Genomic DNA, 13,182 nt, shown 5'->3' on the forward strand with positions numbered 1-13,182 from the left:
CTGGGAATGGCCATTTCTGGAATTATCTGTTTCCTTGTTCCGATAATCATACTTGGAATATCCCAGTTCCTCATCCAGTTCCTCATCCATTTCCTGATCCAGGGCACCTTCCAGGATGATGGACATCATATCCCGCATAATGGAATTGACATCCGTTCCATCCTTGACCGTTACATTGTTCTCTTTCAGGTAGTTGCCCATCATTTCCCGAAGAGCTGCTTTTTGTGGGGTATCCTTTTTTCTTGCCATAAAATAAACCTCCAAACTGGTAAGTCTATCTTACATCAGTTTGAAGGTTTACACAAACTTTGGGATACTCCCTGTAGGAAATCCATATCTGGTTTCCACAGGATTTTTTAGGTAGAAGGATTATAGGTTATATTGCATGGAGCTATTTCATACTCCGTATTTTTTTGATAAGCAGCGGAATCTCCAGAAGATTCATGGAGATCCATCCAAAACAACAGGCCCAGGCCAGACATCCAAAGCCTCCGTTTGATACCTGAAGCATAAAGAAAACTGCAATCACTCGAACAGAAATGTTCAGAAGAGAGCTAATCAGAGTAACCTTCAAATCACCGATTCCCCGGAAAAATCCCTGAACAATATTGCCAGATCCGGATAAAAGATAGAGAAAGGAAATCAGATGCAGATAGGTGACGCCAAGTACAATGACTTCTGCTGATTCTTCAGGAAGAAACAGCTTCATAATAGGCTCTGCAAACAGGAACACACAGCTCCCTACAGCCGCAGTGTAGCAAAGCTCCACCAGAACGCCGCAGAAAAATCCCTGCTTCATGCGTTTTTCCTGTCCGGCTCCCTTATTCTGAGCCATGAAGGTAGTGGCTGCATGGGCAATATTCTGCTGCGGCGTCAGGGCAAAATCATCGACCCGGTTGACTGCAGTAAAGGCAGCCATAAAAGCAATCCCCTGCATATTTACCATAGACTGGACACAGACCTTGCCAAGCTGGACACACATGAGCTGAAGGGCGCTGGTAATGCCAAAGGAAAAGGTGCGGGATAAGAGGCATTTATCAAAAATAAGCCAGCGTTTTCCCAGGCGCAGAAGAGGTACTTTTTTCTGGATATAAATCATACAGCAGAGACAGCAGATCATCTGGCTTAAAACGGTTGCCAGAGCGCTGCCGTTGACACCCCACCGGAAAACTGCTACAAAGAGCAAATCCCCTGCAATGTTAAAAACAGAGCTTATAACAAGAAAATACAGAGAAGCCTTGCTGTCTCCCAGGGCCCGCAGGGTACTGGAAAAGAAATTGTAGGCAAAGGTAAAAAGAAATCCGGTAAAAATGATCCGCAGGTATCCGCAAGCGCTGTCAAGAATCTCTTCCGGCACACGGATCAGAGTTAAAACAGGCTTTGCCAGAACCATCATGGAAAGGGTGACAAAAAAGGAAAAGACCAGTCCGCTTAAAAGCGTGGTGCTGATCTGCCGTTCCAGTACATCCTGCTGTTTTGCTCCATACTGGGTGCTCATCAAAATTCCGGCTCCCATGCACATTCCGCTGATAAAAAGAATGGCCAGATTCATAATAGGCCCGGCAGTTCCTACAGCAGCCAAAGCCTGACCGCCCAGATACCTTCCCACAATCATGGAATCGGCTGCATTGTAGGTCAGCTGAAACAGGTTGCCTAAAACCAGAGGAATGGTAAAGCTGATCAGCTGCGGCAGAATCCGTCCTCTTGTCATATCATTTGTCATACTAAAACCTCCATTCCCTGAGATTATAGCTCAGGAAGAGGAGGTTTTCAACGTTGTATTGGTTACTTTTCCCATCGAAAAACAATAATTCCGGCAATGGCAATGAGAGCGCCAATCAGTTTTTTCCATTCAAAGGCAGCTTTTTCTACGCCGAAGAGTCCCAGAAGCTCAATTCCATAGGAAACCAGGATTTGAGTAACTACAATGAACAAGGTAGCCTGTGCAGGACCGAGGCCGTCCATACTCCGGATGACGGTAAACGTAATAAACGCGCCCATCAGACCGCCGGTCAGCATGTACCAGGGGCGAACCTGAAGGAGGATGGCGGCAGAGCTTCGATCAGAAAAAAACCAGAACAGAATGCAGGTAATCAGAGCAGTAAACTGTACCCATCCGGCAGATACCCAGATACTGGTCTGTTTGGTAACTTCTGTATTAAAAATCCCCTGTAAGCTCATCAGAGCGCCGGATACAAGTGCAATGACAATTCCCCACATAAAAAACCTCCGTTTGTTAAAATATCTGTCAGGAAGAGAATACCCGAAATGGAGAAAAGTTATACAGAGCAGATACTGGATTTTCAATCCAGTCATTGTGAAACAGAAAAAAATGTGATATGATAATGCAAAGCTGTGTTCTTCCGATACAGAAGCAACATAGGAAAAATACAGGACAGAACAGAGGAAATCGGCATGGAGCCGGTTCCATGCCAGGAGGATATTCAGATGACAAGAAGTAAGATGCGGGAGCATTGCTTTAAAATGCTGTTTGCAGCAGAATTTTACCCTGCCCAGGAGGTTGAACAACAGACTCGTCAGTATTTCGACTCTCCGGATGAGGATGATATTACTGCAGAAGGTGAGACAGAGATTATTCACCGGGTTGAGATGCAGGAAAAGGAGCGCAGCTTCCTGATTGAACGTGTGGAGGCCATTGCGGCAAAGCGTGACGAGCTGGATGATCAGATTAACCAGGTTGCTTACGGATGGAAAACAAGAAGAATGGGACGGGTGGAGCTGACCATTCTGCGTCAGGCACTGTATGAGATGAAGTATGACGATCAGGTGCCGGAAAAGGTGGCAATTAACGAAGCAGTAGATCTGGCCAAAAAATTTGGCGGCCGGGACTCGGCAGCATTTATTAACGGAGTACTGGCAAAGCTGGTGACTGCAGAGTAATATGGCAGGAATTTATTCGGTTTCACAGGTGAATTCTTATATCAAGAATATGTTTGCCCAGGATTTCGCCCTGAGCCGGATTTCTGTGCGGGGCGAGGTATCCAACTGCAAGTACCATACGTCCGGGCATATTTATTTTACATTGAAAGATAAAACCGGGACCCTAGCTGCGGTGATGTTTGCCGGACAGCGCAGGGGTCTCTCTTTTCAGTTGCAGGAAGGACAGCAGGTTGTAGTAACCGGAACGGTGGATGTTTATGAGCGGGATGGTAAATACCAGCTGTATGCAAGGAAAATTGAACAGGATGGCCAGGGAGATTTGTTTCTGCGGTTTCAGAAACTGAGAGATCAGCTGGAAGAAATGGGGATGTTTGCCCCGGAGTATAAGCAGCCGATTCCCCGCTATGCCCGGACTGTGGGAGTAGTGACAGCCAGTACCGGGGCGGCCATTCGGGATATTATGAATATTACAGCCAGAAGGAATCCTTACGTTCAGCTTATTCTGTATCCGGCTCTGGTTCAGGGGGCCGGGGCTGCAGCCAGTATTGTCCGTGGAATACAGACACTGGATGAGATGGGACTGGATGTGCTGATTGTTGGCCGGGGCGGCGGATCCATTGAGGATCTGTGGGCCTTTAATGAAGAACCGGTGGCACGGGCGATTTTTAACTGCAGGACGCCGGTGATTTCTGCGGTAGGTCACGAAACAGATGTAACCATTGCCGATTATGTGGCGGATCTGCGGGCTCCGACTCCCTCGGCGGCGGCAGAGCTGGCTGTATTTGACTACAGACAGTTTGAAGAGCAGCTGCTTGCCTACAATGCGGCTTTGCGGCGGGCGATGGGACGCCAGGTGGAGCGCCGCCGGTTTCAGGAAGATCAGTATCGCCTGCGGCTTCAGCTCCATGATCCCATGAGTACGCTGCGGCAGCAGAGGCAGAGGCTTGCGGAGCTGCAGGATCAGATGGAGGAGGCCATGAAGCGGAAGCTTACAATGGCAAAGCACAGGCTGGCTCTGGCTGGAGGACGTCTTCACGGGCTTTCTCCTCTGGAGAAGATTAGCCGCGGCTTTGGCTTCCTTACAGATGAGAACAGCCGCAGGATTGAACATGCAGCGGATGTGAATCCGGGAGATTTGATCACGATCCGAATTACAGACGGACGCTTGAAGGCCCGGGTAACTGAGCGGGAGGAAATAAACCATGAGTGAGAGAAAACAGGATCAGTCCATTGAAGAGACCTTTGCCCAGCTGGACGAGCTTCTGGAAAAGCTGGAGGCTTCAGACACCTCTCTGGAGGAATCCTTTGCCTGCTACGAGGCCGGGATGAAGCTGGTAAAGGCCTGCAGCGATAAGATAGATAAAGTAGAAAAACAGATGATGATTCTGCAGGGAGGCGAGGAAGCGGATGGAGATGCGTGAAGAACTAATGCATAGAACCAGAGAAGTTGAGCAGATTGTGGAAAAGTTTCTGCCAGAGGAATCAGGATATCAGAAAACCGTACTGGAGGCCATGAACTACAGCGTCAGGGCCGGAGGCAAACGGCTTCGCCCCATGCTGATGCAGGAAACCTACCGGCTTTTTGGAGGCAAGGGGGAAGAGATTGAGCCCTTTATGGCAGCAATCGAGATGATTCACACCTCATCTCTGATCCATGATGATCTTCCCTGCATGGACAATGATCAGCTTCGAAGAGGAATGCCGACAGCCTGGGTGAAATTCGGATATGACATGGCAGTTCTGGCAGGAGATGCACTGCTGATTTATGCTGTGGAAACGGCGGCTAAAGCATTTGCCATGACAGAGCATGGGGAGCGGGTAGGACGCGCGATAGGGCTTCTGGCGGAAAAAACAGGCATTTACGGAATGATTGGCGGTCAGGTTGTAGATGTGGAGCTGACAGACAAGCCCATTCCGGAGGAAAAGCTGGATTTTATTTACCGTTTGAAGACAGGGGCTCTTCTGGAGGCATCCATGATGATTGGGGCAGTGCTTGCAGGCGCAGAAGAAAAACAGTTAAAAAAGGTAGAGGAGATGGCATCGGCTATCGGACTGGCGTTTCAGATTCAGGACGACATTCTTGATGTGACAAGCACAGAGGAGCAGCTGGGTAAGCCGGTATTAAGTGATGAAAAAAATCATAAGACTACTTATGTGACTCTGAAAGGCATTGACCAGGCAAGAAGCGATGTGGCGGAGATTTCAGAAAGAGCAGTTTCCCTGCTTCACGAAATTCCAGGCAGCAATCCATTTCTTGAGAATTTGATTTATATGCTGATAAACCGGGAAAACTGATCCGGTAACAGAAAGAACAGAGGGTAAAAACCATGATTTTAGAACATATTGAGGGACCATGGGATGTAAAAAGCCTGAGCGCAGAGGAAATCACGGTTCTGGCTTCGGAGATCCGTCAGTTCCTGATTGATAAAATCAGCGTAACAGGAGGTCATCTGGCATCAAATCTGGGCGTGGTAGAGCTGACGATTGCCCTTTATCTGGCCTTTGATCTGCCGAAGGACAAGGTGATCTGGGATGTAGGGCATCAGTCCTATACCCATAAGATTTTAAGTGGAAGGCGGGAAATGTTTTCCGATCTGCGTCAGTACGGCGGATTAAGTGGATTTCCCAAACGGAAGGAAAGTCCCTATGATGCCTTTGATACTGGACACAGCTCCACCTCTATCTCCGCTGGTCTGGGTATGGCTCAGGGACGGGATCTGATGGGTGATGATTATGCAGTTGTGTCAGTCATTGGAGACGGAGCTCTGACAGGCGGTATGGCCTATGAGGCGCTGAATAATGCCGCTCATATGAAAAAAAATTTTATTATTGTTCTGAATGACAATAATATGTCTATTTCTGAAAATGTGGGCGGAATGTCCCGGTATTTAAGCGGGATCCGTTCTAATGTAAAATACAATAATCTGAAACGGCGGGTGTCAGAGTCTCTTTCCAGGATTCCTGTAGTGGGAGAAAGTCTGGTAGATAAGATCAGCCGTACAAAAAACAGTATTAAGCAGCTGGTGATTCCTGGAATGCTGTTTGAAAATATGGGAGTCACATATCTGGGGCCGGTGGACGGACATAATGTGAAGGAGCTGGTGAAGGTTTTCCGGGAAGCCAGAAATATGAATCATGCAGTTCTGGTTCATGTGATTACAAAAAAGGGCAAGGGATATGCCCCGGCAGAAAAAAATCCGGCCCGGTTCCACGGAATCGAGCCTTTTGATGCAGCTACAGGAACCGTATTAAAGAAAAAAGAATATCCCAGCTATACAGATGTATTTTCCAAAGAGCTTTGTATCCAGGCGGCGAAGAATCCGAAGATTGTGGCTGTCACAGCAGCGATGCCGGACGGAACGGGATTAAAGCCATTTAAAAAGCAGTTTCCGGACCGTTTCTTTGATGTGGGAATTGCAGAGCAGCATGCAGTGACTTCGGCGGCAGGCATGGCGGCGGCAGGCATGAAGCCAGTGGTTGCCGTGTACTCGTCGTTTTTGCAGAGAGGCTTTGATCAGATTCTCCATGATGTGTGCATTCAGAATCTTTCCGTAGTATTTGCCCTGGATCGGGCGGGATTGGTGGGCAGCGACGGAGAAACCCATCAGGGTATTTTTGATCTGTCCTATTTGACCTGTATTCCTAATATGACGGTCATGGCCCCAAAGAATCTGTGGGAGCTTCGCAGGGAACTGGATTACGCGCTGAATGAACACGAGGGACCCATAGCCATCCGTTACCCCAGAGGACAGGCTTACCGGGGGCTGAAGGAATTTGACAGTCCTGTTGAATACGGAAAAGGCGAAATTTTGTTTGAAGGACAGGAAATTGCCCTGCTGGCGGTGGGAAGCATGGTCAGCACAGCAGAGCATATCCGGGATAAGCTGCAGGCGGAGGGGTTTTCATGTACTCTTGCTAATGGGCGGTTTATCAAGCCTGTTGATTACAGACTGGTGGAGAAGCTGGCTTCCACTCATTCCTTTCTGGTTGTGCTGGAGGAAAATGTTCTTCAGGGCGGCTATGGGATTGCTGTGAAGGCATGGGTTCAGGAACGGCATCCGAATGTAAAGGTTCTGACTGTGGGACTTCCGGATGCTTATGTGGAGCACGGCAATGTTTCCGTTCTCCGGGAGACGCTGGGGATAGACAGCGATTCGATTATAAAGGCAATGCGGGCTACATATCTGCCTTTGGCAGGCAGCTTCAGGGCTTCTGACAACAGGTAAGGGACAGAGAGGAACAGGAATGAAAGAAAGACTGGATATGATGCTGGTCAGCCGTGGGCTGGCGGCATCACGGGAAAAAGCAAAGGCGATTATTATGTCAGGAATCGTCTATGTTGACGGACAGAAGGAAGATAAGGCAGGCTCCATGTTTGAGGAAACGGCACAGGTTGAGGTGCGGGGAGCCACTCTAAAATATGTAAGCAGAGGCGGACTGAAGCTGGAAAAGGCCATGACTCATTTTGGCGTAGAGCTGGAGGGCAAGGTATGTATGGATGTGGGCTCCTCCACCGGCGGATTTACGGACTGCATGCTTCAGAACGGCGCAGTAAAGGTATATGCTGTGGATGTGGGACATGGACAGCTGGATTGGAAGCTGCGCAACGATCCCCGGGTTGTCTGTATGGAAAAGACGAATATCCGTTATGTAACACCGGCGGATATCGAAGATCGGATTCAGTTTTCTTCGATTGATGTGTCTTTTATTTCCCTGACAAAGGTTCTGGGACCGGTAAAGGCTCTTCTGACTGAGGACGGACAGATTGTATGTCTGATTAAGCCTCAGTTTGAAGCAGGACGGGAAAAGGTGGGGAAGAAAGGTGTTGTGCGGGAAAAGAGCACTCATCTGGAGGTTATCGAAAAGGTAATGGAATTTGCCGTAAGCATTGGATTTGAGATTCTGAATCTGGAATTTTCTCCGATTAAGGGACCAGAGGGCAATATTGAGTATCTTCTTTACCTGCAGAATCATCCGGAGGGCAGTCTGTATCCGGATTATGAGATTGACGAGAAGGCAGTGGTAGAGGAAGCCCACAGAAGCCTGCAGGCATAAGGGGGAAGCAATGAAGCATTTTTATCTGATAGCCAATTCCCAGAAGGAGAGAACAGGACAGCTGGCGCGGGAAATTGCAGAATACCTTCAGAGCCGCGGCGCCAGCTGTACAGGCAGCCATCAGAAGCAAACACGGGAAATAGCGGAAGCAGGAACGGGTGGCGGTTATACCAGTATCAGCAATATTCCGGAGGATACCCAGTGTGTGATTACCCTGGGAGGAGATGGAACCCTGATTCAGGCAGCCAGAGATCTGGTGGAGCTGCAGCTTCCCCTGGCGGGGATCAATATGGGGCATCTCGGCTATCTGACCCAGGTTTCCGGAGAAGAGGGACTCTTCCCTTTTCTGGATGCCTTACTTGAGGATCGTTATACACTGGAAAAACGAATGATGCTGGAAGGGCGGATTGTAAAAAAAGGAAACGGAACGGATTCGTGCCGGATGAGAGGAATTGCTCTGAATGATATCGTTCTGACACGAAGAGATGTGCTGCAGGTTTTGAACTTTCAGGTGTATTTAAATGGCGTATGCATCAATGAATATATGGCAGATGGAATTATTGCAGCAACGCCTACAGGATCAACGGCTTATAATCTTTCAGCCGGCGGTCCGATTGTGGCTCCGGGAGCAGAACTGATGGTGCTGACACCGATCTGTTCCCATTCTCTGAATTCCAGAAGTATTGTGCTGTCTGCAGAGGATGTGATAACGATTCAGCCTCTGGATGTGGAAAGAAAACCTCAGTCGGCAGTATTTGACGGAGATCAGGTGCTGGCTCTGGAACCAGGCGATGCAGTGGAAATCCGCCGTTCCGGAAAATACACCTCTTTGATTCAGCTGGGCAATGCCCCGTTTTTGGAAAATCTGAGAAAGAAAATGGCTCGTATCTGAAGTCCGGGAAAAAGAACACACGGCAGGAATGGAGGAGAAAAATGAAACTGGAGCGACACAGCAAGATTGTAGAACTGATTGGGAAATATGAGATAGAGACACAGGAGGAGCTGGCAGAGCATCTGAAGGAGGAGGGCTATCAGGTGACTCAGGCAACCATTTCCCGGGATATCCGGGAGCTGAAGCTGACGAAGGCATCCGGCGAAAACGGTCGGCAGCGGTATATGGTAATGCAGACCCAGGAGACGCTCAGCGATAAATATATTCGGATTCTTCGTGACGGCTTTGTATCTATGGACATGGCTCAGAATATTCTGGTTATTAAAACGGTATCTGGAATGGCCATGGCGGTTGCAGCAGCTCTGGATGCCATTCATTTTCATGAAATTGTCGGCTGTATTGCCGGTGATGACACCATTTTGTGCGCCGTGCGGAGCCTGGACGACACCATTCTGGTTATGGAAAAAATCAGAAAACTCATATAGGACAGGAGGGCGCGGTCATGCTGCTGGAATTACATGTAAGGAATCTTGCGCTGATTGAGCGGGCGGATGTGGAATTTGGCGACGGTCTGGAGATCCTGACAGGTGAGACAGGAGCAGGAAAATCCATTATTATTGGCTCGGTCAGTCTGGCGCTTGGACAAAAGGCTCCGCGGGAGATTATCCGGAGCGGAGCAGAGTATGCCTATGTGGAGCTGGTTTTCTCTGTAACAGAGGAAAAGCGGGCAGCTCTGGAAGCAATGGATGTTTTTCCTGATGAGGATGGGCTTCTGATTATTTCCAGAAAGCTGCTTCCGGCCCGAAGTGTCAGCAAAATTAACGATGAGACGGTAACTGCCGCAAAGCTGAGGCAGGTGACGGGACTTTTAATTGATATCCATGGTCAGCACGAGCATCAGTCTTTGCTTCATGGTTCCAAGCATCTGGAGATTCTTGACGCTTATGGAAAAGCAGAAATCCTGCCTGTAAAAGAAAAAATAGAAAGTTGCTATCGCCGGTACAGGCTTTTGCAGGAACAGCTGGAGGAAATGAATTCAGATGAAGAAAGCAGAAGGCGAGAGACGGATTTTCTGCAGTTTGAGGTAGATGAGATTGAAAATGCAGCCTTGAAGGAGGGGGAAGAGGAGCTTCTGGCGGAACAGTACCGCAGGTTTTCTAATGGAAGAAGAATTCTGGAAAGTCTTTCCTCTGCTTACAATGCGGTGGAGACAGAGGGGCTGGGACAGGCCATTCGTCAGCTGGGGCAGGTGGTGGCTTTTGATGAAGCCCTGAAGGCCATTGAGGATCAGCTTTACGATGCGGAGTCTATTCTGTCAGATGCCCGCCACGCCATTGCTGCATATATGGAAGAGGTAAGCTTTGACGAGGAGCAGTTGGCAGAGACGGAAAAGCGCCTGGATTTGATTCACAATCTCCAGGCAAAATATGGCAACACCATTGAACAGATTTTCGTTTCCCTGGAGGAGAAAAAGACACGGCTGGATCAGCTGGCTAATTTTGATGAATATCGCAGGGAGACGCAGCGGGAATATGAGAAGGCGCAGGAGCAGCTGGAGATTTTTTGCGGACAGCTGTCTGAACTTCGCCGGAAGGCTGCAGTTTCTTTAACGGCTCGAATTCGCGACGGACTGATCGATCTGAATTTTCTGGATGTCCAGTTTGATATGGAATTCAGACGTATGGATCATTATACAGCCAATGGTTTTGATGAGGCAGAATTTGTGATTTCTACCAATCCGGGAGAGCCTTGCCGCTCTCTTGGCATGGTGGCCTCCGGAGGAGAGTTGTCCCGTATTATGCTTGCTATTAAAACAGTGCTTGCAGACAGTGATGAGATTCCTACTTTGATTTTTGATGAAATTGATACAGGAATCAGCGGAAGGACAGCCCAGAAGGTATCAGAAAAGCTGGCTATTATTTCCAGAACCCATCAGGTTATCTGTATTACCCATCTTCCTCAGATTGCAGCCATGGCAGACTGCCATTTCGAGATTGCTAAGTCAACAGAGGGCGGAAAAACAAAAACGGAGATTCGCCGTCTGAGGGAGGAGGAGACGGTCAAGGAGCTGGCAAGACTGCTTGGCGGTGTGGAGATTACAGAGGCTGTTCTCCAAAATGCCAGAGAGATGAAGGAGCTGGCCAGTCAGACCAGGCTTGCGCTGAAAAAGAGGGAAGAAAGCTGAGATGGAAGAACAGCGCCGGCTTCCAATCAAAAATTCAGTCAAAATGAACGGTTAAAAATGACAGCTAAAAAATGACAGAGTGTTTTTCAGAAACTCTCACATACTAAGAAGGAGCTTTAAAAAGGCTCCTTTTTCTGTTCCTGTAAACCTGACGAAAACAGGGAAGAACAAAAGGAGCTCCAAAGTACGCTGAGGAGGTATGTGAAATGACTGGAAAACAGAGATTCCGTAGATACCTGGTCTGGACCTTCTGGATTAGTCTGGTATTTACAGCTGGTTTTATCTGGTACTATATGGAGCGGCAGATTCCAGAGCAGCTGAGCATTGTAGCACGGGAGCAGGAAGAATTCCGCCTAGATCTTCCCTTTGACGTAACGCTTCAAAGTGAAAGTGAAGAGGTAGTTCTGGGAAACCGTTCCAATATTCCTTCCGGTGAGGTTCACCTGAGCCGGGCAGAGCCTCTGTCTCTGTATGGGGAAAAGCTTGGAAGCTATCGGGTAGGGCTGAAGCTGTTTGGAGCCATTCATTTTAAAGATATTCAGGTGGATGTGGTGGATTCCCGGTATGCGCTTCCCTGCGGGCTTCCTGTGGGAATTTATCTAAAGTCAAAGGGCGTTATGGTAGTGGGAACGGGACGGCTTACAGACAGCCAGGGCCAGGAGGTGGAGCCTGCTTATGGGCTTTTGCAGTCTGGCGATTACATTGAGGCAATAAACGGACAGCCTCTTACAGACAAGGAAGCGTTGATTACCAGTCTGAACTCCATCGGAGACAGCGAAGCCCTTCTGCGGGTAAGGCGGGAGGGGAAAGATATGGAGATTCGTATGAATCCGGTAAAGACTCAGGATGGAATGTATAAGCTGGGAGCCTGGGTGAGGGATGATACCCAGGGAATCGGTACCATAACCTATGTAGAGGAAAACGGGCAATTTGGGGCTCTGGGCCATGGCATCAGCGATATGGATACAGGAAAGGTAGTAGAGATTGAAAATGGGAGTCTTTATGAAACGGAAATTCTCGGAATTGAAAAGGGAGCAGTGGGAAAGCCGGGAGTCATGGCCGGTGTAATCTATTACGGTCCTGGGACAGAGCTGGGAACGATTAGCTTCAATACGGATGACGGAATTTTTGGAACAGTCAATGAAAAAATGAAAGGGATGCTGCGCGGAAAACCTCTGGAAATCGGATATCGTCAGGATATTCAAAAGGGCCCCGCATGGATTCGAAGCGATGTTTCCGGAAAGCTGCGGGATTATGAAATTGAGATTCAAAAAGTGGAATATAATCCCATCCAGAAAAATAAAAGTATTGTGCTTCGGGTAACAGATGAGGCATTGCTTCGGATAACCGGAGGAATCGTGCAGGGCATGAGCGGGAGTCCGATTATTCAGAATGATAAGCTGGTGGGGGCGGTGACCCATGTGTTTGTCAATGATCCCACAAGAGGATATGGAATATTTATTGAAGATATGCTGGAGCATTGAGTCCAAGCAGAAAGCAGAAATAGCAGGCAGAGTGAGTTTACTCACAGGCTGACCTGCTATTTTAGATTTCTATTTGGCGAAAGCCAAACATCGAGGAAAAGCGAAGCTGATTGCGAATGCTGCATTGCGAGGTCGGTGAAGGAGGTGCTGCAAGCTTACTAGTAAGTGCTTTTTATTATGTTGTCGGCTCTTTGGAGTTTCGTTTATCTGTAAAATTTTGAGTATCTATGATATTTATTATGATAGATAGTTTAACAACTGGATTCATAAGTATGTTTATAAAAAGAATTACAAAAACAGCATAGGATTACAGTTGCGAAAAATGTATGAAAATGCTAAAAATCAGACAGAACAGGATTTTAATGAGGCTTTAAAATATGTGTTATCTGATAGCCAGAAACATCGATAATGTTGGGTGTGTTGCTTTAAGAACAACACATGGGAAGCATCTTTCAGAATTCAAAAGAAGTATTGAAGCCAAAGTTGGATATGAAAAGATTCAGCTTGTGACGATTAGCAGACCTTCTGCCTATGGTGAGTACGAACCATATCATTTTGTTGATACAGAAGAGGAATTTGCACACGCAATTGAAATAAGGCTACCGCAATCCCACTGGCTTTAGACGGTGGGTTAAGGTAGCCAAAAGCTGAGAATTATTGTATGC

13 protein-coding genes and 1 pseudogene are annotated in these 13,182 nt (G+C 47.9%); 11 read left to right on the plus strand and 3 right to left on the minus strand.

What is annotated here, in order from left to right; all coding sequences use genetic code 11:
- The 3 genes and pseudogenes from ACESON_RS14985 to ACESON_RS14995 all read right to left on the minus strand — a co-directional run.
- Window positions 1–249, minus strand: a pseudogene (locus ACESON_RS14985) (IS256 family transposase); the annotation flags it as partial.
- 142 nt (window positions 250–391) lie between these two features.
- Complete coding sequence (locus ACESON_RS14990) at window positions 392–1,723, minus strand: MATE family efflux transporter (protein ID WP_373110723.1); 1,332 nt, start codon at window positions 1,721–1,723, stop codon at window positions 392–394.
- Window positions 1,724–1,785: 62 nt separating this feature from the next.
- Entirely contained in the window at window positions 1,786–2,220 is a 435-nt protein-coding gene (locus ACESON_RS14995; RefSeq protein ID WP_177959043.1) for a DMT family transporter, read from the minus strand.
- Between the two features lie 228 nt (window positions 2,221–2,448).
- Here ACESON_RS14995 and nusB point away from each other — a divergent pair, with 228 nt between their 5' ends.
- From nusB to ACESON_RS15050, 11 genes are all read left to right on the plus strand, one after another.
- Window positions 2,449–2,901 carry a transcription antitermination factor NusB gene (nusB, locus tag ACESON_RS15000; protein WP_177959044.1) on the plus strand — a complete coding sequence of 151 codons (453 nt, stop codon included), beginning with the start codon at window positions 2,449–2,451 and terminating at the stop codon, window positions 2,899–2,901.
- A 1-nt stretch (window position 2,902) separates the two neighbouring features.
- Window positions 2,903–4,111, plus strand: a complete 1,209-nt coding sequence (gene xseA / locus ACESON_RS15005; RefSeq protein ID WP_373110726.1) for an exodeoxyribonuclease VII large subunit — start codon at window positions 2,903–2,905, stop codon at window positions 4,109–4,111.
- Window positions 4,104–4,322, plus strand: coding sequence for an exodeoxyribonuclease VII small subunit (xseB, locus tag ACESON_RS15010; RefSeq protein ID WP_177959046.1), 219 nt, complete (start codon window positions 4,104–4,106; stop codon window positions 4,320–4,322). Before xseA ends, xseB begins: the two co-directional genes overlap by 8 nt.
- Window positions 4,309–5,196, plus strand: a complete 888-nt coding sequence (locus tag ACESON_RS15015; RefSeq protein WP_177959047.1) for a farnesyl diphosphate synthase — start codon at window positions 4,309–4,311, stop codon at window positions 5,194–5,196. Before xseB ends, ACESON_RS15015 begins: the two co-directional genes overlap by 14 nt.
- Window positions 5,197–5,228: 32 nt before the next feature.
- Window positions 5,229–7,127: a 1-deoxy-D-xylulose-5-phosphate synthase gene (gene dxs / locus ACESON_RS15020; RefSeq protein WP_373110729.1), complete on the plus strand. Its 1,899-nt coding sequence runs from the start codon at window positions 5,229–5,231 to the stop codon at window positions 7,125–7,127.
- 19 nt (window positions 7,128–7,146) lie between these two features.
- Complete coding sequence (locus ACESON_RS15025) at window positions 7,147–7,956, plus strand: TlyA family rRNA (cytidine-2'-O)-methyltransferase (RefSeq protein ID WP_177959049.1); 810 nt, start codon at window positions 7,147–7,149, stop codon at window positions 7,954–7,956.
- Between the two features lie 10 nt (window positions 7,957–7,966).
- Window positions 7,967–8,848, plus strand: a complete 882-nt coding sequence (locus tag ACESON_RS15030; RefSeq protein WP_177959050.1) for an NAD(+)/NADH kinase — start codon at window positions 7,967–7,969, stop codon at window positions 8,846–8,848.
- A 41-nt stretch (window positions 8,849–8,889) separates the two neighbouring features.
- Window positions 8,890–9,333 carry an arginine repressor gene (argR, locus tag ACESON_RS15035; RefSeq protein ID WP_177959051.1) on the plus strand — a complete coding sequence of 148 codons (444 nt, stop codon included), beginning with the start codon at window positions 8,890–8,892 and terminating at the stop codon, window positions 9,331–9,333.
- 17 nt (window positions 9,334–9,350) lie between these two features.
- The gene (gene recN, locus ACESON_RS15040; RefSeq protein WP_373110731.1) at window positions 9,351–11,033 is read left to right on the plus strand and encodes a DNA repair protein RecN; all 1,683 of its coding nucleotides are present in this window, start codon (window positions 9,351–9,353) and stop codon (window positions 11,031–11,033) included.
- Between the two features lie 206 nt (window positions 11,034–11,239).
- Window positions 11,240–12,517, plus strand: coding sequence for a SpoIVB peptidase (gene spoIVB, locus ACESON_RS15045; protein ID WP_373110733.1), 1,278 nt, complete (start codon window positions 11,240–11,242; stop codon window positions 12,515–12,517).
- Between the two features lie 377 nt (window positions 12,518–12,894).
- The gene (locus ACESON_RS15050) at window positions 12,895–13,140 is read left to right on the plus strand and encodes a DUF6718 family protein (protein WP_373110736.1); all 246 of its coding nucleotides are present in this window, start codon (window positions 12,895–12,897) and stop codon (window positions 13,138–13,140) included.
- Window positions 13,141–13,182: the final 42 nt, after the last annotated feature.

It is taken from the genome of Lachnoclostridium sp. Marseille-P6806 (assembly GCF_964238185.1).
Lineage (GTDB): Bacteria > Bacillota > Clostridia > Lachnospirales > Lachnospiraceae > Brotaphodocola.